Origin of the sequence: Roseovarius aestuarii, from assembly GCF_019966515.1 — a bacterium.
Taxonomy (GTDB): domain Bacteria; phylum Pseudomonadota; class Alphaproteobacteria; order Rhodobacterales; family Rhodobacteraceae; genus Roseovarius; species Roseovarius aestuarii.
This window is the reverse complement of the sequence record NZ_JAIMIB010000001.1, coordinates 290,599-308,995: the sequence shown is the minus strand read 5'-3', so window position 1 is coordinate 308,995 and position 18,397 is coordinate 290,599. Positions and strand designations below refer to the sequence as shown.

Here is an 18,397-nt window from a genome sequence, read left to right as displayed (position 1 = left end):
CTCAGGTCAAGGGGGCAGGGCATGATCCGGCACCCCCGTGTCGTGCGGCGAAGTTAAGGATCATCATCACCGGCTATCCGGTCGGCCGGCGGATCAGGCCGCCGCGTTGAAACGTTCGATCATGCCGTCCCATATCGGTACCAGATCAAGCAGCCCGTCCCAGAACGACTGATCCCGGCGGCGGTCGAAATCTTCCAGGCTGGTGCCTTGCTGTTCAACCCAGGTGTAATAGCCAAGGTTGTAGACACGTTCGCGCCCGAAACGATCAAGCTCCTGCAGGTGATCAATGGTGGCACCCAGAATGCTCTGCCCAAAGGCTTCGGCGGCCTGCACCTCGTCAAACCCCTGACTGTAATACTTGCTTTCGGCAATCGACATTTCGGTGTGGTACATGTCGGCGCCATCGGTTGCGACGGTCATCACCACGTCGTTTTCGCCCAGATCCATGTATTTGGCATATTTGATCGCGCCCAGGATATTGGCAATGGAAGACAGGCCCAGATCGCCAAGCGCTGCAATTTCTTCCTGCGCCAGCCCCCGGTATTGCGACAGGTATTTACGCCCCGCACCCGTATTGAAAACCAGATTGAGCCGGTCGCAGGCATTGTCCGACACCCCGATCACCACATCCGACCCCATCACGTTATGGATCAGTGGCACATGTTTGTCGCCGATGCCCTGAATATTGTGCTCGCCATAGCCGTTATAGAGCAATGTCGGACATTCCAGCGCTTCGATCACGCCGGTCTGCGTGCCTAGGGCCTGTTTCAGATGATCCCCCGCCGCCAGCGTCCCGGCAGAGCCGGTCGCGGCGACGAAGGCACGGGCGGTCAGGGCGCCGTCCGCATTCAGGTGATCAAAGATGCGCTGCAGGGCCGGGCCGGTCACCGCGCGATGAATGACGTAATTGCCGTATTCGCCGAACTGGTTGAGGATCAGGTTCTCGGGATCTTTCGCCAGTTCGTGGCAGGCATCGTATATTTCCTTGACGTTACTTTCGGTGCCCGGGGTGCGGTAGATGTCATTGGGATCGGCCAGCCAACGGTTGAGCCAGTCAAAACGTTCGCGACTCATCCCTTCCGGCAGCACGGCAACCGAGCGGCAGCCCAGCAGGGTCGCGATCGCAACCCCACCACGGCAGTAATTGCCGGTCGACGGCCAGACAGCACGGTGCCGAGTCGCATCGAAGGCCCCCGACATCAGACGCGGGATCAGGCAGCCATAGGCGGCCAGAACCTTGTGCGTGTTGATCATCGGGAAGCGGTTGCCCAAGGCGACAACCACTTTCGCCCGAATGCCGGTCAACGTCTCTGGCAGAACCAGATGGTTTGGCACCGGCACCGTGCTGCGCCGATCAGCCCCGTTATGCCAATGCACGCGGAGGAGGTTTCGCGCATCGGCAGAATCAGGGTCGGCGTCGGAAATTTCAGCCAGATCTGTGGCCAGTTTGGCAGGCGGGTCGGCAAGATCGGAAATGCGCGGCAGAACCAGCCCTTTGCTGTGCAGCCGTTCCACGTTCCGGTGATAGGCGTCCTGATCGACAATCTCTGTTTCCAGCCCTGCAACCATCTTGATGCCTCTCGTTTTCCTGCCGTTGTGACAAGATTACGATATGCCTGATTGGTGATGATATTCCGCAAATAGGGTGTATATGGTTACGAAATTAATCGGATTTCCCTCATAATCTGGTGTCTACCAATACAAGCCCCGCATTCAGAATCGGAGGGACGATCGGGCATTACGAGCGAGAGCGGCCTCAGCTTTTTGCCTGAACCAGCGAATACACCCCTTCGGGCAGGTTCAGCGCCGCGCCCAGATCGCGGAGCTGCGCCATCGACAATGTGATCTTGCTGGTGCTGTCATTGCGGGGATCATATTGCTCGACGGTCACGCATTCCTCGAACGCGTTGACAATCACATCTTCCTGCAACGGTGCCTCGCCGTCATCGACCAGCGTCACCACAGTGGCATCGAATTCGTGCTCGATTGAAAACATGTCTCTTCCTTTTCTGGCAGGCAGGTCTTTGCAGGCGGGTGCATGACCCGCGCGATCGGGCTGGTATAGGGGACAATCCCTGCTACATATATAGGCATCAGTTAGTAGTGAGGAACAGATATGCGTTGGATTGCCCTGGCTTGCATTTTTGCCCTGACCGGTTGCGTGGCGACCACGCAGGCGCCGTCGCCCAGCAAACCTGCCCCGACCAGAACCGCAGCGAAAAAGCAGACGGTGCCGACTACGGCCCAGATGCAATCCTTCTCTCGTGTGGTTCGTACGATGGAGCCAGTGGCCGAACGCGAGTGCCGCCGCCGCGCGAAGGGGCTGAATTGCGATTTCAAGATCGTCGTCGATGACCGACCCGGCCAGCCTGCCAATGCCTTCCAGACGCTGGACCGTTCGGGTCGCCCGATTCTGGCCTTCAATCTTGCGTTCATCGCCCAAGCGCGCAACCGGCACGAATTGGCCTTTGTCATGGGACATGAAAGCGCGCACCATATTTCAGGCCATATTGCCCGTCAGCGCCAAAACGCCACCGCCGGTGCGATTCTGCTGGGGGGTATTGCCGCGATCACCGGCGCCGGATCCGGTACAATCAGCAGTGCACAGGATATCGGGGCCGCCGTTGGCGCACGCACCTATTCCAAGGATTTCGAACTTGAGGCCGACGCCCTGGGCACCATCATCACCAAACGCGCGGGCTATAACCCTGTGAAGGGCGCGCAGTTCTTCACCCAAATCCCTGATCCGGGCGATCGTTTCCTGGGCACCCACCCGCCCAACGCCAAGCGGATGGAGACGGTAATCCGGGTGAATAACAGCCTCTGATGAGGCAACTTACCGGTGTGATCAGTGATCGCGGGTCTAAATATGCCGTCTCAGGCGGACCCGCAGACAGCCGCGAGGCGGTCGCGGCCTTTTTGAAGGTGCTGAAAAAAGACAAGAAATTCGCCAAGGCGACCCATAACAGCTGGGCGGTGCTGCTTGCGGACGGTACGCCGCTCAAAGGGGATGACGGGGAATCCGGTGCCGGCATGGTGATCTTGCGCATGCTGGAGCGTGAAGGCCTTGCGGATCATGTCATCGTCGTGACCCGGTGGTATGGCGGCAAGCACCTTGGGGGCGACAGGTTTCGCCATGTGCAGGATTGTGTGCACGCCTACCTTGCGGACCTGCCCGGCTGAAAAACCGCCTTGATTCAGGTCAAAGACCCCCGGCGCCAATTCACTATCCTTGCTGGTCGAGAGTCCGTTATCCGGGCCGCGCTGACAGGGAGACACTACGCTATGACACGACAGACGATGTTTCGACGCCATGCCGATCTGGTTGACCGGATGGCCACTGCTCTAGGTCTTGATCTGGAAGAGGCCGTGATGGCGGGCCAAATAGGGATGGATACCATTGGCGATGCTGTCCTTGCCTGCACGGGGTGTACTCATCCCGATGGCTGTAACCGTTGGCTTGAAATGCAAACCGGCAAGGCCGACGCCACCCCCACTATCTGCCGCAACAGCGCTCTTTTTGAACGTTTGAAGGCAGGTAAATCTGTCTGAAATGCCGGCCTGTTACACGGGGCCGTTGTTGGATCAGCCCGCAACGGCCAGCGCAGTAGAGACGGCGAAGAACAGGCAGCCTGAAGCGATTAGGACAAAGCCGTGCCAGATCGCATTGGCATAGCGCAGACCCTCCCAGCTATAGAATACGACCCCGGCGGTATAAAGCAGCCCACCCGCAGCGACGAGGGCCAGGGTGTAGACAGGTAAAACGGTCACCAGCGGCACGAACAGCGCCACGCCGATCCAGCCAAGGGCCACGTACGGGAGCCAGCCGGTTGTCATCTTGCCGCGTTCCGCCATCAGTTTTGATCCCGCGCCCCATAATGCCAGCGCCCAGACGAATGCCAGGACGACATATCCAAAGGTTGTGTTCAGAACCACGCTCAACGGAGTGAAGGTGCCCGCGATCTTGAAATAGATCGCCGCATGGTCAATCCGGCGCAAAATCGGTCGCGCAGGTGTGTAGGCGGCGATGTGATAGGTGGCTGAGGCGGTCAGCATTGTCACCAGCGCCATCGCATAGATACAGGCGGCCACATAACTCGGCCCCGCCAGGTTTTCAGACATGTTACTGAAGATCAGGCTGACCCCGAAAAGCGCCGCGCCAACACCCAACACATGGATTGCCACATCGGCAATACGTTCGGCCCGGGTATACACTGGATACGACATAACTGGTCACAACTCCTGTTAACATAATACTGCATGATCGTGAACTGAGCCTAACCAAAAGGTGTCAATTCTTTGTTTCCGTTGCGGCAACTTGGGGGCAGGCGTTGGAAAAAAGGCATATTTTGTGTGTTCGAGGCGCAGAGCCGCGAATTGGACCATATCCGGTTAACCGACCGTACGCTGCAAAACAGGGTGAGTCGTTTGCCGGAAGACCACCCGATCTGGGCCGGAAAATTAACCTTTCGCAGCCCTCGGAACGCCCCACAGGTCGTATTCCCCGGCCTCGTCAACCTCGACCGTGACGATATCACCGACCGATAGCTCGTCCGTGCCCTCGTCGATGAAAAGGTTGCCGTCGATCTCTGGCGCGTCGGCTTGGGTGCGGCAGGTGGCGATGCCGTCCTCGTCAGTGTCGTCGATGATCACTTCCTGTACAGATCCGACTTTCGCTGCCAGCTTTTCCGCAGAAATAGCCTGGGCTTTTGCCATGAACCGATCCCAGCGGTCCTGTTTTACCTCTTCGGGGACATGATCGGGCAAGGCATTCGAGCGCGCACCGTCGACATTTTCGTATTTGAAGCAGCCGACGCGGTCTAGCCGCGCCTCATCCATCCAGTCCAGCAGGGTCTGGAATTCCGCCTCGGTTTCGCCGGGATAGCCAACGATGAAGGTGCTGCGCAGGGTGATCTCGGGGCAGATGTCACGCCAAGCGGCGATTTCATCCAGCGTTTTCGCCGCCGCCGCAGGCCGCGCCATGCGGCGCAGGGTATCAGGATGCGCGTGCTGGAACGGGATATCCAGATAGGGCAGCACCAACCCGTCGGCCATCAGCGGGATAAGCTGGCGCACATGTGGGTACGGGTAGACATAGTGCAACCGCACCCAGGCCCCTAGGCTGCCCAGATCACGCGCCAGATCGGTGATATGGGCGCGGTGTCCGCGATCCTCAGCGTGTTTGATATCAACGCCATACGCCGAGGTGTCCTGCGAGATCACCAGCAATTCGCGAACGCCGTTCTCGACCAGTTTTTCGGCTTCACGCAGCACCGCATGAGCCGGACGGCTGGCCAGGCGACCGCGCATATCGGGGATAATGCAGAACTTGCACTTATGGTTGCAACCTTCTGAAATCTTTAAGTAACTATAATGTCTCGGGGTCAACTTGACGCCAGAGCCAGGCAGTAGATCAACAAACGGATCGGGGCTGGGCGGAACGGCCTCATGCACCGCATCCAGCACCTGCTCGTATTGATGCGGACCAGTCACCGCCAGCACACGGGGGTGCACGCCGGTGATATACTCGGGCTCGGCCCCCAGACAGCCGGTCACGATCACACGGCCATTTTCATTCAGCGCCTCGCCAATCGCCTCAAGGCTTTCTGCCTTGGCACTGTCCAGAAACCCGCAGGTATTCACGATCACCGCATCGGCGCCGTCATAGGCGGGTGAAATCCCGTAGCCCTCGGCGCGCAGCCGGGTCAGGATACGCTCGCTGTCGACCAGCGCCTTGGGACAGCCAAGAGAGACCATGCCAATGGTCGGCTGGCCTTTGCGGGGCGTCTCGGCCACGCGGGCACGCGCCAGATCAGGGCGCAGATCAGGAGGGTTGGTGCTCATTTCCCGCCTATACAATGCTCAATTCGCGGCGGGAAGGGGAAAGCGGTTGTTGGCAGATGGGCACCGCCCTACATTTCACTTAATCAAGGGCAAGGGAGCGTGTCATGAAATGGATCATCCGCCTGTTGGGGCTTCTGCTGGTGATGGTGGTGATAGTCCTCGGGGCGCTCTTCTTCCTTCCAGGTGACCGGATTGCAAAGATCGCGGCTGATCAGGTCAGCACAATGACCGGCCGTCAGGTCGAAATGTCCGGTAAGACCAGGCTAAGTTTTTATCCCGTGCTGGGGATCAGCACCGGCAGGGTTACCGTTGCCAATGCGGGCTGGTCCGACGCCGGGCCGATGTTAAGCGCCGACAGTTTCAAGATCGGCGTCGAACCCTCGGCGCTTTGGGGCGGCGACATCCGCATCACCGGGCTCGAGGCGGTGAATCCGACGATCCTGCTGGAACGTGGCGCTGACGGGCGCGTCAACTGGGAGCTGGGGGTTGAAGGTGTTGCCGCGTCGGGGCAGACGGCCCCGGCCGATCCTGCCGATCCCGTCACACCTGCCGAACCGGCCCGATCCCGGGCACTGGCGCTGACGCTGGATCAGGCGCTGATCACCGGGGCGACCCTGCACTATATCGATCACGGCACCGGCCAGCAGACCACGCTGGCCAATTCCGATCTGGATCTGCGCTGGCCCGCCTATCAGGGCGAAGCGACGTTCGACGCGGTGCTGCGCCCCGCTGGAAAAGAGGTCAAGATCAACGGCAGGCTGGGCACTGTCGCCAAGTTTATCGAAGGCGGCATTTCCGAGATGAAGGCGACGCTGACTGCGCCGGGTGGCAGCCTGAGCTTCGATGGTCGGGGCGCCTCGCTGCCGCAGCTCGCCGGGGCATTCAGCGCCGATCTGAAGGACACGGCGAAATTCCTGTCCTCGGTCGGGATCAGTGGCGTGGATATTCCCAAAGGTTTGGGTCGAAAGCTGACGGCCCGGGGCGACGTGACCATAACCGAGGATATGCAGATTACGCTGCGCGACGGTGTTCTGGACCTGGATCAAAACAAGCTGAACATCGGCGCGGATTTAGATCTGGCAGGTGAGCGCCCGCGTATCAACGCGCAGCTGCGCGCCGGGGCGCTTGATTTTTCGGCTCTCGCAAGCGGTAACAGCACGGCGGGTGGCGGGGATGGCGGCGGCTCGGGCGGTGGTACTAAATCCACGGGCACTGCCGTGCAATCGGGCTGGTCCAAGGATCGCATAGATGTCAGCGCGCTTGGACTTCTCGATGGTGAAGTTGCGCTGGTGGCCGACAGGCTTGATTTCGGCACCTTCAACTTTGGCAAGACCCGTATCCTGACAAGCATTGACCGGTCGCGTGCCGTGTTCGGCCTGCGCGAACTCAACGGCTATGGCGGGCTGGTGACCGGCGAGTTTGTGGCCAATAACCGCAACGGCCTCTCGGTCGCGGGCGATATGGTCGCCAAGGACATCGACATGAAGGCACTGTTGACCGATGCAGCCGGGATTACCCGATTCAGCTCGAAAGGCACTGCAAAGCTGAAATTCCTCGGCACCGGTCAATCGGTGGATGCCATCATGAAAAGCCTGGATGGCAGCGCTTCGGTCAGGACCGGGAACGGCCATATCAGCGGCTTTGATCTGGACAAGTTGATGCGGTCGGGCAATGGCACCGGTGGCACCACGGTTTTTGACAGTCTAAAGGCCAGTTTTGCCATCGCCGATGGTCAGATGCACAACAACGATCTGAAGATGAAAATGCCGCTGGCGCAGGCGACCGGCCAGGGCCGTATCGGTCTTGGAACGCAGGATCTGGATTACACCTTCACGCCCGAGTTGCTGGCCGGCGACAACACCCGCGGGTTGGCGATCCCCGTGCGTATTCACGGCCCCTGGGCCAACCCGCGCTTTACACCCGATGTCGAGAAAGCGCTTGATCTGAACCTGAAGAAGGAAAAGAGGAAGCTTCGGAAAAAGGCCAAGAAAGAGGCTAAAAAACTGCTGCAGAAAGAGCTGGAAGACGGGGCCGCGAAAGAGCTGTTCAAACTCTTCGAGTGATCTTTGGAAGTGCGCCGTTTTCACGTTGGCTTGAGGCATGATGTTCGTCCTTTATCCGGCGTTGAACAGTGCCTTAATGCGACTGACCAGATAAGGATGTGCCCATGAATACAAAAGATAAAACCAAGGCCTTTGCCGCGCTGCATGTCAAATCAGACCCGGTTGTTCTCTATAACATCTGGGATCCGGGCAGCGCCCGGGCGGTGGCCAATGCCGGGGCAAAAGCCATTGCAACCGGCAGTGCTCCGGTGGCGATGGCGCACGGGTTCACGGATGGTCAGAAAATTCCGCGTGCGATGATGCTCGATAACCTGCGCCGGATCGTCGAGGCGGTCGATCTGCCGGTCACCTCGGATATCGAGGGCGGTTACGGGGTGGAACCTGCCGACGTGGCTGAAACCGCAGCGGAAACCATTCGCGCGGGTGCCGTGGGGTTCAATTTTGAGGATCAGATCGTGGGCGGCGAGGGGCTTTATGATATTGTCACCCAATCCGCGCGCATCGCCGCCGCCCGCGAGGCCGTAGATGCGCTCGCCCCGGATGTGTTCATCAACGCCCGCACCGATATTTTCCTCAAGGCCAAGCCGGATACCCATACCGATGCCATGCTGGACGAGGCGCTGACCCGCGCCGAGGCCTATGCTGCCGCCGGGGCCAGTGGTTTTTTCGCGCCTGGCCTGGCGGATGAAACCCTGATCGGACGTCTTTGTGCCGGCTGCGCGTTGCCGGTGAACATCATCGCGCTGCCCCATGTGCCCGGGCCCGCCCGGCTGGCTGAACTGGGCGCCGCACGCATCAGCTATGGCCCGGTGCCCTACAAGCAAATGGTAAGCTGGCTGGAAGGTCAGGCGCGCGCCGCGATAGGATATCGCGACGCGTGAAATGACATGCATTGTATGAAAGACCGCGCGGTCCTAGCGCACCCGCAGCCCGTTTCCCGTTCAGCGGCGCCGGTCGCGGCGTGAGCTCATCGGCTGGAACGCGACGCCCACATGTGCCTCGCAATAGGGCTTGCCTGATTGGACCGGCAGGCCGCAGAACCAGAAATCCGGGGTCGCCGGGTCACCGACGGGCCATTTGCAGGTCCGTTCGGTCAGCTCCATCAGGTTCAGTTTCTTGGCCTTCTTTTCGATCTCGTTGACCTTGGCCAGGGCGGCCGGGTCAATCTCGTTGGTCGAGGGCTGCGGCGGCAGCGGTTGTCCGGCCGGGATAATCGGTTTGATCCGGCTGGCGGGGATCGGCGGTGGCGCCGCGGATTCGGTCTTGGGTTGTGGCTTGGCTGCCTTTGGTGCGGGCTTAGGCTTGGCCGGTTTGGCGGTGGTTTTTGACTTGGTGTCGGATTTATCGGCGCTGCCACCCGACCCATTTCGGTTTGACAGGCCAAGGCGGTGCACCTTGCCGATCACCGCGTTGCGGGTGACCCCACCCAGCTCCTTGGCAATCTGGCTGGCCGACTGACCTTCGCCCCACATTTTTTTCAGCAGTTCTACGCGCTCATCGCTCCAGGACATGCCCCGTTCCTTATCTCAAAAGGCGGCCCCGACTTGCGTGCCGCCCTGTAAAAATCCATCAGCGCCCTATTCTAGTCAGTCACGGCTGAGTTACAAGGCATCGAATCAGGTTTCAGGCGGGCATATCGAATGGCAGACGGTTTTGAAATGGGCACACGTCGCTTCGGGCGGGTGAATTGGCTGGGCCTGGCGACGCTGGCCAGCCGCGAAGTACAGCGCTTCATGGCGGTCTGGACCCAGACGCTGCTCGCACCGCTGGTCACGGCGGGGCTTTTTCTGATGATTTTCACCATCGCCATCGGGCCGCGTCGTGGCGATGTGATGGGAGTCGATTTCATGACTTTCCTGGCGCCGGGCATCCTGATGATGACGGTCATTCAGAATGCCTTTGCCAACACCTCGTCATCCATCGTGATCGCCAAGGTGCAGGGCAATATCGTTGATACGCTGATGCCACCGCTCAGCCCGGCCGAGATGGTGCTGGGCTATCTGGCAGGCGGCATCGGGCGTGGGTTGATGGTGGCGGTCGCGATTTCGCTGGGACTTTGGGTGTTTCTCGGGATTGGCGTGCAACACCCGGTCTGGGCGCTGGCTTATGTGGTGCTGGGTTCGGCCCTTCTGGGCGCATTGGGCATGGTCGCGGGTATTTTCGCCAACAAGTTCGACCAGATGGCGGCGATTACCAATTTCATCGTCACGCCGCTGGCCTTCCTGTCGGGGACATTTTACTCGGTCGAGGCGCTGCCGCCCGTGCTGCGCCAGATCACCCATTTCAATCCGATCTTCTATCTGATCGACGGCATGCGCTATGGCGTGATCGGTGTATCAGACAGCGCCCCGGCACTGGGTCTTGTTGTGGTGGTGGGCGCGACACTGGCGATATCGCTGATCGCCTGGATGATGTTTGCGCGGGGCTATCGGCTCAAGGCCTGAGGTTTGCGTTTCAGGTTGGCTTCTCGCCAGGCCAGAAGCGCTGCGCCGCCCAGGATGATCGTCGCGCCCAGCGTCGAGATCGTGTCGGGCCAGACCCCGAACACCGCCCAGTCATAAAGCGCGGCAAAGACCAGTGCGGCGTAGAAAAAAGGCGCCACGAAGCTTGCATCTGCCCGCGCAATCGCGTTGACGAAACAGGCCTGCGCCCCCGCCATCAACACGCCGATCGCTGCCAGCGCGGCCCATTGCGCTGGGGTCGGCCAGATCCAGACAAAATACGCGGCGGCGCTGGCGATGCACAGCCCGATGGCGTTGTTGATCAGCAGGATCTGCACCGGTGCTTCGCGGTTTGAGAGCCTTTTGGTCAGGATCATCTCTGTTCCCAACAGCAGCGCCGATCCCAGGGCCAGAGATGCTCCGAACTCCAGCACGCCATCGCCGGGACGGGTCAGGATCGCGGCCCCCAGCAGTGCGATGATCGCCGCCGACCAGCGCACGGGGCCGACTTTTTCGCCCAGCAAAGGGATCGCCAGCACCATCGCGAAGACCGGGTTCAGAAAACTGATCGCCGTGGCATCCGACAGCGGGATGAAAGCTGCGGCGGCAAACATTAGCGTGACACCGCCCCAGCCCAGTGCCGAGCGTCCCAGATGCAACGGCAGATGCACGCGGGTGAATGTGGGCCGGGTGATCAGTACGAACGTATCAATGGTCATGAGCGCGAACAGAAATCGCCCGAAACTGATCTGCAGCGCCGGCATCTCGGGGCCCAACACGCCGGTACCCAAGGCCTTGGCCAAGAGTGTGGTACCGGCGGCAAAGGCGGCTGCGAGCAGGGTGAGCAGCGCGGCCAGAGTCGGGTTTTGGTCGCGTGGTGTAAACATGGCGATAGCCATGACGGCAGAGGTCGAGCGCTGCAAGTTCAATCTGAGTAAGACGCGTATTCGGCAGCACAATTTCACGGCAACCCGGGGCCCGCCTGATCATTCGCACAAGTTTGAATGCAACAGACGGGGGACGGGGTTGTCATTGGTTGCATAGCGACCAATGGCAGATATTCAAAGCAACCGTGTCGCCATACCTCCGTCAACCGCCATTGCAGAACCCGTTACGAAGCTTGCCCGGTCAGAAAGTAAAAACAGGGCTGATTGGGCAATTTCCCTAGGTTGAGCCATTCGTTTCAGGGGATGCAAACTGGCGATAAAATCGTGCGCTTCCGGATCGTCGCCAGCCATGTCCGTTTTGGTGCCGCCCGGCAAAATCGTGTTGATGCGGATACCCTGCGCCGCATGATCGGATGCCAAAGACTGTACGAACCCAATCAACCCTGCTTTGGATGCGGCGTAAGCTCCCATACCGGGTAGGCCGCCGTTGCTGAAACCGACAAACGTTCCTGTAAACACCATTGACCCACCGCCGCGTTTCTCCAGCGCGGGAAGCTGGGCCTTGGCGGCGAAGAATGCGCTGGTAAGGTTTGTTGCAAGGACAGACTGCCAGTTGCCTGTTTCCATTTCGGGAATGGGTCCCATATCGCCCATAATGCCCGCATTGTTGAAGGCGCCATCAAGGCCGCCAAATTGCCGTTCCGCCAAGTGAACGAGATCTTGTGCGTAGGCTTCGTCGCTCACATCCCCCGCGAGGCAAACGGCATGTCCATTGCTTTGCATAATTTGCGAGACGAGTGCGTTCAGCTTGGCCTCTCGGCGCGCGCCCAACACAACATTTGCCCCTTCGGACGCAAACAGAAGTGCCGCCGCCTCTCCGATTCCGCTGCTCGCCCCGGTGATGATGATCGTCTTGTCTTTGAGTTCCATAGCCACGCCTTTCAGAAGTTGCATGGCAATTGACTAAGGAATGAGACGGTTTCGAAGCGACCCGTTTCCTGCGATTATGGAGCGTGCCAAATTGAAAGCGCAAGAACCGGGTCGGGTGGTTTTGCCGTCGAAATCTTCCGATCATATACCTTGCAGCATTTATAAAGTCGGGTTCCCAGCAGTTCTTCGCCATACGCGACGCACTCACTCGGTTTACCATTCCCCTATACCGGTAGCGCTCAACACTCATACTCTCGATATTATTTGCTTTCCTAACGTCACATTCCAAGTTAATACGCCGCTATGACCAAACGCAGCACATATGCTCAATCCCGACGCCGACGCATTCGCGCCTGACGTCCCGCACCCCGTTTGATCCCGCGCCCCACCGGCGCATCACCCCCCACAAATCATTGACTTGGCCCCAGCCGTAGGGCAACTCTCTGGGCTTCTCGACCAAAAGGATTTTGACCATGATCCCGTCCGTTCTGCCGACCTATAATCGTGCCGCGCTTACCTTTGTCAAAGGCGAGGGCAGCTGGCTGATCGAGCAAGACGGACGCCGATTTCTCGATCTGGGCGCCGGGATCGCCGTCAATGCCCTGGGCCATGCCCATCCGGCGCTGGTCAAGGCGCTGACCGATCAGGGGCAGGCGCTCTGGCACACGTCGAACCTTTATCACATCCCGCAGCAGCAGGCGCTGGCCGACAAGCTGGTGGATAACAGCTTTGCCGATACCGTGTTCTTTACCAATTCCGGCACCGAGGCCTGCGAGCTGGCGGTCAAGATGACACGCAAGCATTTTCACGATGCCGGTCAGCCCGAGCGGGTTGAGATCCTGACCTTCGAGGGCGCCTTTCACGGGCGCTCCTCGGCGGGCATCGCGGCTGCCGGATCGGAAAAGATGACCAAGGGGTTCGGCCCCACGCTGCCGGGGTTCAAAAGCCTGCCGTGGAATGATCATGACGCCGTCGCCGCCGCCATCACCGACAAGACCGCCGCGATCCTGATCGAGCCGGTGCAGGGCGAAGGCGGCATTCGCCCGCTGCCCGATCAATGTCTCAAGGGTTTGCGCGATCTTTGCGACGAACATGGCCTCCTGCTGATCTTCGACGAGGTGCAATGCGGCATGGGCCGCACCGGGCGGCTTTTCGCCCACGAATGGGCGGGGGTTGATCCCGATATCATGATGGTCGCCAAGGGCATCGGCGGGGGCTTCCCGCTGGGCGCGGTGCTGGCCAATGAACACGCCGCCAGCGGCATGATCGCAGGCACGCATGGCTCGACCTATGGCGGCAACCCGCTGGCCTGCGCCGTGGGCTGCGCGGTTGTTGATATCGTCGCCGACCCGGCGTTTCTAGCCGAGGTCAACCGCAAGGCGGGTCTTTTCCGGCAGAAGCTAGAAGCGCTGATCGCCGACCATCCGGACGTGTTTGAAAGTGTCCGGGGGCAGGGCCTGATGCTAGGGTTGAAATGCAAGGCAGCCAATATGGATGTCGTGAACGCCGCCTATGCCGCGGAACTGATCACGGTGCCCGCCGCTGACAATGTGATCCGGCTGTTGCCGCCGCTCAACATCTCCGAAGAGGAGGTCGTACAGGCGATCACCCGTCTCGATACCGCCGCAAGCGAAATCTCGACTGCCGTCGAAGCGGAAAACGCCTGAGCCGTTCTTCTGGGCTGAAATACTCCGGGGGAGTCGCCTGCGGGTGACGGGGGCAGTGCCCCTAAATTCCCCGACATAATGAAAAGCGACAACGATATGAATCATTTCCTTGATATTCACAAAACCGATCCCGCCGATCTGCGGACCATCATCGATCAGGCGCAGGGTATGAAAACCGCGCGCCTGGGCCGTCCGCGCGGCAGTGCGGACGATGATCAGCCACTCAGCGGACACGTGGTGGCACTGATCTTCGAAAAACCTTCGACCCGCACCCGGGTGAGCTTCGACGTCGGCGTGCGGCAGATGGGTGGCACCACGATGGTGCTTTCAGGCACCGACATGCAACTGGGCCACGGCGAGACCATCGCCGACACCGCGCGGGTGCTCAGCCGTTATGTCGATCTGATCATGATCCGTACTTTCGACGAGACCGTGCTGATGGAAATGGCCGACTATGCCGATGTGCCGGTGATCAACGGGCTGACCGACCGCACCCATCCCTGCCAGATCATGGCTGACGTGATGACTTACGAGGAACATCGCGGTCCGATCAAAGGCAAGAAGGTGGTCTGGTCCGGTGATGGCAACAATGTCTGCGCCTCCTTTCTGCATGCCGCCGGGCAGTTCGGGTTCGACCTGACCTTCACCGGCCCGGCGCAGCTTGACCCCGAGGATGAATTCGTCGGCCTCGCCCGTAAGTCGGGCAGCACAGTGACGATTGAACGCGATCCGTTCAAGGCCTTCGAAGGGGCTGATCTGGTGGTGACCGATACCTGGGTCAGCATGCATGACAGCCAGTCCGCCAAGGAACGCCGCCACAACATGCTGCGCCCCTATCAGGTGAATGACGAGCTGATGGCCCATGCCAAACCCGACGCGCTTTTCATGCACTGCCTGCCTGCGCATCGCGAGGAAGAGGCAACATCCTCGGTCATGGACGGTGCAAATTCGGTGGTTTTTGACGAGGCGGAGAACCGTCTGCACGCGCAAAAATCCATCATACGCTGGTGCCTTGAGGTGTAGTCTTACTCTCTTAGTGCGGTCACATGGCGCGTGGGCGCCTGCTGTTGAACGCCGAGGTTCGGTGAACCGCATCAATGATCTTGTCCGCGACACGCTTCGCGCCTTTGATGTGGTTCACCGCCATTGGGGTTTTAGGCCGGGTGCAGGTTCTCCCACGCTCCGGCGAACGGATCGGTCGCGGCATCCCTGTGCCACGAGTATTCTGCCCACAACGCCGCGTCTTCCGCTGCTTTCTCTCCATGCAGATTGGCGATCAGCCCAAGTGTCATATCCATGCCGGCCGATACGCCTGACGAGGTCAGGATATTGCCGTCCTCGACCCATCTGGCGCCATAATCCCAATTGACTTCAGGTCCCTGACTGGCCACCCATTTAAAGCTCATCTTGTTCGACGTGGCCTTGCGTCCATCAAGGAGACCGGCCTTGGCCAGCAGGGCGCTGCCGGTGCAGACCGACGTGACCCATTGCGCCTGCACCGCCTGCGTTTGCAGCCAGCGCATGACCGCCGGGTTGCCGACTTGCGTCCGTGTCCCTTGCCCGCCCGGCACAAGGATCATGTCATAGGGTCGACCATCGCCAATCGCCTCTTCAGCGATACATGATGGCCCCTGGGCGCTGCGGATTGCACCGCGTTGCTCGGCCACCATCGTGATCTCGAAATGCTCGGGATACGTGGCCAACAGCTCGACGGGGCCAAAGACGTCCAGAACTTCAAAGCCCTGAAAGATGAGAATTCCGACTGAAAGTGTCATTGCGGTTGCTCCGATCTGAAATGTGCCCGACACGAATAACATCTGGAAGTGGTGGCGAGAATGACATAGTATCATCAATTATGGACAAACCTTGCCGCCAGATCGACGTGTTGCTTTATGATGATGTGAACCTGCTTGACGTGGCGGGGCCCGTTCAGGCGTTCAGCGCTGTCAACGATCTACAACCCGGACGCTATGGCTTACGTTACGTATCGCTTGCGGGCAGTGCGGTCAGATCATCCTGCGGGCTTCGGCTGGCGGTTGATGCGCAGTTTACCGATCAGAGCGGACAGGACGTGCTGGTACCCGGCGGTATGGGGGTCGATGAGGTCATGACCGATCGGCGCGCCCTGGACGGGCTGGCGGGCTGGGTCGGAGGCGGCGATGACAGGCGCCTCATATCGGTCTGCTCCGGTGCCCTGATCCTGGCTGCTGCCGGGCTTCTTGACGGGCGCAAGGCGACCACGCACTGGGGGCGCGAGCAGCAAGCCCGCGCGCTCTTTCCGGCGGTGCGATGGGCCACCAATGAGCTCTATCATATCGACGGCCGGATCATGACCTCGGCAGGGGTCACTGCGGGCATTGATCTTGCCCTCGAAATCATCCGCCGGGATTGCGGCGAAGATATCGCGCTGATGGTTGCGCGCGAACTGGTGGTCTATCTCAAGCGCACCGGCGGTCAGAACCAGTTTGCCGACCTGCTCGAGGCGCAGTTTTCCGGCGACCGTGCCCTCAGACAGCTGATCGACGCCTTGCAGGCCGATCCCGGTCATGGCTGGACGCTTGATGACATGGCCGATGCCGCAGGATTGACCGCGCGTACGCTTAGCCGCCGGTTCGCTGCGACGTTCGGGCAATCGCCGGTCAAGTTTCTGGAACGCTATCGGGTGAAACGCGCCAGTGATGTCCTCAGCGGCGGTGCGCCAGCGGGCAGGGCGGTCGAGGTGTCGGGCTTTGGTGACTTCCAGCAGATGCAACGCGCCTTCAAGCGCCAGCTTGGTACGACGATCGGGGGCTACCGGCGAAATTTCTCGGCGAGCGGATAGTCGCAATGGTGTCATGTTTCGTTTTCGAAAACGTAGGCGCGGGAACAACTGCCGACCGGTGCCGGGAGGTTGCCGAGAGACGTACATAACGGGCGTACGTTCTGTACGCCTTGTACGTTTATGCCCGAGTGGCCCGTTCACCGCCATTTCCGGGCAACCAGGTCTGGACGCCCTTGCAAATCCTGCATCAGGGCCTAGCCTGAGAGCGGGCGGAACAGGGTACAGGTTTTTGAATGACAAAGGCGCAGATCGGGGTCTACGGGCTGGGAACAATGGGCAGTGCACTGGCGCTGAACATGGCGGAAAAAGGCTTCGACGTGGCGGTAACCAACCGCGAAACAGACTGGATTTCGTCCTTTGTCGCCGAAGCAGAAGATCTGGCGGAGAAGCTGCATCCTCATGAAAAAATAGAAGAATTCGTGGCTGCGCTGAAAGTTCCACGGATCATTCTGTTCATGATCCCGTCAGGCAAGCCTATGGATATGATGATCGACGCGATCGCGCCTCTGCTCGACCCCGGTGACACCATCATTGATGGCGGCAATGCCGATTTTCATCAGACGCGCCGCCGGTCCGAAGAACTGGCCGCGAAGGATATCCATTTTGTCGGGATGGGCGTATCCGGCGGTGAAAAGGGCGCCCGTCATGGTCCGTCGATGATGGTCGGCGGCAGTGATCACAGCTGGCAGCAGCTCCGCCAGGTGCTTGTTGCCATCGCCGCGAAATTCGATGGTGATCCTTGTGTCGATCATCTGGGGCCGGACGGGGCCGGGCATTTTGTCAAGACCGTGCATAACGGGGTCGAATATGCCGATATGCAGGTGATCGCCGAGATTTACGGGCTGTTGCGCTATGGCGCGGCCCGGGCGCCGGCTGATATTGGCGAAATGTTCGTGCGGTGGGATCAGGGGCGGTTGAAATCCTACCTGGTTGAAATAACGGGGAAAATTTTACAGTTTAGCGATCCGGAAACTAGCCACCCAATGGTCGATGTGATCAAGGATGCCGCCGGGCAAAAGGGCACCGGACGCTGGACCGTGGTCGAGGCGGTCAGGCTGGGCCAGTCTGCCAACATGATCGAAGCGGCGATCGGCGCGCGCAGTTGGTCGTCGGAGAAAGACACCAGAGGCACGGCCCAGAAAATCCTGAGTGGCCGCCGGTCAGAACTGACCCTGGATGAGGCGACGCTAGCCGATGCGTTTCTGGCGGCGCGCATCCTGGGATATGCTCAGGGGTTTCGCCTGTTGGCGGCGGCCTCGGAGGAATATGAGTGGGGCCTCGACTATGCCCGTATCGCCGAAATCTGGCGCGCGGGCTGCATCATCCGCTCGGCGCTGCTGGACGACATATCCGAGGCTTTCCGGGGGGACTTGCCCGCGGGGCAGCTGATCCTGGCGCCGCAATTCGCCAAGCTTTTGTCCGGCTGCATCCCGGCGCTGCGGCAGGTGGTGGCCGCGGCAGCGAGCGGCGGGCATGCGGTACCGGCCATGGCGGCGGCGCTTAGCTGGTATGATACGATGCGGCAGGGCTATGGCACGGCCAACATCATTCAGGCGCAGCGCGACTTCTTTGGCCATCACGGGTTCGAGCGGCTGGGCGAAGAGGGCAAACATCACGGGCCCTGGTGGGAATAGCCGTTATTTTATTGAATGCGCTGGCGCGCACGCCGGATGTCTCGTCAGCGGCCTCCGGCCTTCTCCTCGGGGCGTATGACGCAGACGTGATATGTCGATATTGCGGGCGG

The 18,397-nt window shown here is 60.1% G+C and carries 18 protein-coding genes; 10 read left to right on the top strand and 8 right to left on the bottom strand.

Features of this window, described 5'->3' with window-relative positions; all coding sequences use genetic code 11:
- Window positions 1-93: 93 nt before the first annotated feature.
- Window positions 94-1,569, bottom strand: coding sequence for a pyridoxal-phosphate dependent enzyme (locus LC334_RS01490; RefSeq protein ID WP_085798452.1), 1,476 nt, complete (start codon window positions 1,567-1,569; stop codon window positions 94-96).
- Window positions 1,570-1,756: 187 nt separating this feature from the next.
- Complete coding sequence (locus LC334_RS01485) at window positions 1,757-1,996, bottom strand: hypothetical protein (protein ID WP_085798451.1); 240 nt, start codon at window positions 1,994-1,996, stop codon at window positions 1,757-1,759.
- Between the two features lie 120 nt (window positions 1,997-2,116).
- Between LC334_RS01485 and LC334_RS01480 the strand changes: the two genes are divergently transcribed.
- From LC334_RS01480 to LC334_RS01470, 3 genes are all read left to right on the top strand, one after another.
- Entirely contained in the window at window positions 2,117-2,827 is a 711-nt protein-coding gene (locus LC334_RS01480; RefSeq protein ID WP_085798450.1) for a M48 family metallopeptidase, read from the top strand.
- Window positions 2,827-3,183, top strand: coding sequence for a YigZ family protein (locus LC334_RS01475; RefSeq protein ID WP_085798449.1), 357 nt, complete (start codon window positions 2,827-2,829; stop codon window positions 3,181-3,183). Before LC334_RS01480 ends, LC334_RS01475 begins: the two co-directional genes overlap by 1 nt.
- 102 nt (window positions 3,184-3,285) lie before the next feature.
- Entirely contained in the window at window positions 3,286-3,552 is a 267-nt protein-coding gene (locus LC334_RS01470) for a DUF6455 family protein (RefSeq protein WP_085798448.1), read from the top strand.
- A 33-nt stretch (window positions 3,553-3,585) separates the two neighbouring features.
- On the opposite strand, the gene trhA is transcribed toward LC334_RS01470, so the two are convergent.
- The gene (gene trhA / locus LC334_RS01465; protein ID WP_085798447.1) at window positions 3,586-4,227 is read right to left on the bottom strand and encodes a PAQR family membrane homeostasis protein TrhA; all 642 of its coding nucleotides are present in this window, start codon (window positions 4,225-4,227) and stop codon (window positions 3,586-3,588) included.
- Window positions 4,228-4,461: 234 nt separating this feature from the next.
- Complete coding sequence (rimO, locus tag LC334_RS01460) at window positions 4,462-5,844, bottom strand: 30S ribosomal protein S12 methylthiotransferase RimO (RefSeq protein ID WP_085798446.1); 1,383 nt, start codon at window positions 5,842-5,844, stop codon at window positions 4,462-4,464.
- A 104-nt stretch (window positions 5,845-5,948) separates the two neighbouring features.
- Between rimO and LC334_RS01455 the strand changes: the two genes are divergently transcribed.
- Window positions 5,949-7,907 (top strand): AsmA family protein, encoded by a 1,959-nt coding sequence (locus LC334_RS01455; RefSeq protein ID WP_085798445.1) that lies wholly within the window; start codon window positions 5,949-5,951, stop codon window positions 7,905-7,907.
- Window positions 7,908-8,011: 104 nt separating this feature from the next.
- Window positions 8,012-8,788, top strand: coding sequence for an isocitrate lyase/PEP mutase family protein (locus LC334_RS01450; protein ID WP_085798444.1), 777 nt, complete (start codon window positions 8,012-8,014; stop codon window positions 8,786-8,788).
- A 60-nt stretch (window positions 8,789-8,848) separates the two neighbouring features.
- On the opposite strand, the gene LC334_RS01445 is transcribed toward LC334_RS01450, so the two are convergent.
- A complete protein-coding gene (locus LC334_RS01445) occupies window positions 8,849-9,418 on the bottom strand; it encodes a GcrA family cell cycle regulator (RefSeq protein ID WP_085798443.1) in 570 nt (189 codons plus the stop codon).
- A 129-nt stretch (window positions 9,419-9,547) separates the two neighbouring features.
- Here LC334_RS01445 and LC334_RS01440 point away from each other — a divergent pair, with 129 nt between their 5' ends.
- Window positions 9,548-10,351 carry an ABC transporter permease gene (locus LC334_RS01440; RefSeq protein ID WP_085798442.1) on the top strand — a complete coding sequence of 268 codons (804 nt, stop codon included), beginning with the start codon at window positions 9,548-9,550 and terminating at the stop codon, window positions 10,349-10,351.
- Here the strand turns inward: LC334_RS01440 and LC334_RS01435 are convergent.
- Together LC334_RS01435 and LC334_RS01430 are read right to left on the bottom strand one after the other, a co-directional pair.
- On the bottom strand, window positions 10,333-11,235 hold the full coding sequence (locus LC334_RS01435) for a DMT family transporter (protein ID WP_085798775.1): 903 nt from the start codon (window positions 11,233-11,235) through the stop codon (window positions 10,333-10,335). The genes LC334_RS01440 and LC334_RS01435 overlap by 19 nt on opposite strands.
- A gap of 174 nt (window positions 11,236-11,409) precedes the next feature.
- Window positions 11,410-12,165 (bottom strand): SDR family oxidoreductase, encoded by a 756-nt coding sequence (locus tag LC334_RS01430; RefSeq protein WP_085798774.1) that lies wholly within the window; start codon window positions 12,163-12,165, stop codon window positions 11,410-11,412.
- A 473-nt stretch (window positions 12,166-12,638) separates the two neighbouring features.
- Here LC334_RS01430 and LC334_RS01425 point away from each other — a divergent pair, with 473 nt between their 5' ends.
- Entirely contained in the window at window positions 12,639-13,832 is a 1,194-nt protein-coding gene (locus tag LC334_RS01425; RefSeq protein ID WP_085798441.1) for an aspartate aminotransferase family protein, read from the top strand.
- A gap of 96 nt (window positions 13,833-13,928) precedes the next feature.
- Complete coding sequence (gene argF, locus LC334_RS01420) at window positions 13,929-14,855, top strand: ornithine carbamoyltransferase (protein WP_085798773.1); 927 nt, start codon at window positions 13,929-13,931, stop codon at window positions 14,853-14,855.
- Between the two features lie 131 nt (window positions 14,856-14,986).
- Here argF and LC334_RS01415 read toward each other — a convergent pair whose 3' ends face one another.
- Complete coding sequence (locus LC334_RS01415; RefSeq protein WP_085798440.1) at window positions 14,987-15,607, bottom strand: DJ-1/PfpI family protein; 621 nt, start codon at window positions 15,605-15,607, stop codon at window positions 14,987-14,989.
- A gap of 80 nt (window positions 15,608-15,687) precedes the next feature.
- Between LC334_RS01415 and LC334_RS01410 the strand changes: the two genes are divergently transcribed.
- Both LC334_RS01410 and gndA read left to right on the top strand, forming a co-directional pair.
- The gene (locus LC334_RS01410; RefSeq protein ID WP_176237591.1) at window positions 15,688-16,653 is read left to right on the top strand and encodes a GlxA family transcriptional regulator; all 966 of its coding nucleotides are present in this window, start codon (window positions 15,688-15,690) and stop codon (window positions 16,651-16,653) included.
- A 233-nt stretch (window positions 16,654-16,886) separates the two neighbouring features.
- On the top strand, window positions 16,887-18,287 hold the full coding sequence (gene gndA, locus LC334_RS01405; protein ID WP_085798438.1) for an NADP-dependent phosphogluconate dehydrogenase: 1,401 nt from the start codon (window positions 16,887-16,889) through the stop codon (window positions 18,285-18,287).
- The last annotated feature ends 110 nt before the right edge of the window (window positions 18,288-18,397 follow it).

Excerpts from the sequence above, each read along its gene's own strand:
- LC334_RS01490 (WP_085798452.1), bottom strand. The coding sequence starts at position 1,569 with ATGGTTGCAGGGCTGGAAACAGAGATTGTCGATCAGGACGCCTATCAC.
- LC334_RS01485 (WP_085798451.1), bottom strand. The coding sequence starts at position 1,996 with ATGTTTTCAATCGAGCACGAATTCGATGCCACTGTGGTGACGCTGGTC.
- LC334_RS01480 (WP_085798450.1), top strand. The coding sequence starts at position 2,117 with ATGCGTTGGATTGCCCTGGCTTGCATTTTTGCCCTGACCGGTTGCGTG.
- LC334_RS01475 (WP_085798449.1), top strand. The coding sequence starts at position 2,827 with ATGAGGCAACTTACCGGTGTGATCAGTGATCGCGGGTCTAAATATGCC.
- LC334_RS01470 (WP_085798448.1), top strand. The coding sequence starts at position 3,286 with ATGACACGACAGACGATGTTTCGACGCCATGCCGATCTGGTTGACCGG.
- trhA (WP_085798447.1), bottom strand. The coding sequence starts at position 4,227 with ATGTCGTATCCAGTGTATACCCGGGCCGAACGTATTGCCGATGTGGCA.
- rimO (WP_085798446.1), bottom strand. The coding sequence starts at position 5,844 with ATGAGCACCAACCCTCCTGATCTGCGCCCTGATCTGGCGCGTGCCCGC.
- LC334_RS01455 (WP_085798445.1), top strand. The coding sequence starts at position 5,949 with ATGAAATGGATCATCCGCCTGTTGGGGCTTCTGCTGGTGATGGTGGTG.
- LC334_RS01450 (WP_085798444.1), top strand. The coding sequence starts at position 8,012 with ATGAATACAAAAGATAAAACCAAGGCCTTTGCCGCGCTGCATGTCAAA.
- LC334_RS01445 (WP_085798443.1), bottom strand. The coding sequence starts at position 9,418 with ATGTCCTGGAGCGATGAGCGCGTAGAACTGCTGAAAAAAATGTGGGGC.
- LC334_RS01440 (WP_085798442.1), top strand. The coding sequence starts at position 9,548 with ATGGCAGACGGTTTTGAAATGGGCACACGTCGCTTCGGGCGGGTGAAT.
- LC334_RS01435 (WP_085798775.1), bottom strand. The coding sequence starts at position 11,235 with ATGTTTACACCACGCGACCAAAACCCGACTCTGGCCGCGCTGCTCACC.
- LC334_RS01430 (WP_085798774.1), bottom strand. The coding sequence starts at position 12,165 with ATGGAACTCAAAGACAAGACGATCATCATCACCGGGGCGAGCAGCGGA.
- LC334_RS01425 (WP_085798441.1), top strand. The coding sequence starts at position 12,639 with ATGATCCCGTCCGTTCTGCCGACCTATAATCGTGCCGCGCTTACCTTT.
- argF (WP_085798773.1), top strand. The coding sequence starts at position 13,929 with ATGAATCATTTCCTTGATATTCACAAAACCGATCCCGCCGATCTGCGG.
- LC334_RS01415 (WP_085798440.1), bottom strand. The coding sequence starts at position 15,607 with ATGACACTTTCAGTCGGAATTCTCATCTTTCAGGGCTTTGAAGTTCTG.
- LC334_RS01410 (WP_176237591.1), top strand. The coding sequence starts at position 15,688 with ATGGACAAACCTTGCCGCCAGATCGACGTGTTGCTTTATGATGATGTG.
- gndA (WP_085798438.1), top strand. The coding sequence starts at position 16,887 with ATGACAAAGGCGCAGATCGGGGTCTACGGGCTGGGAACAATGGGCAGT.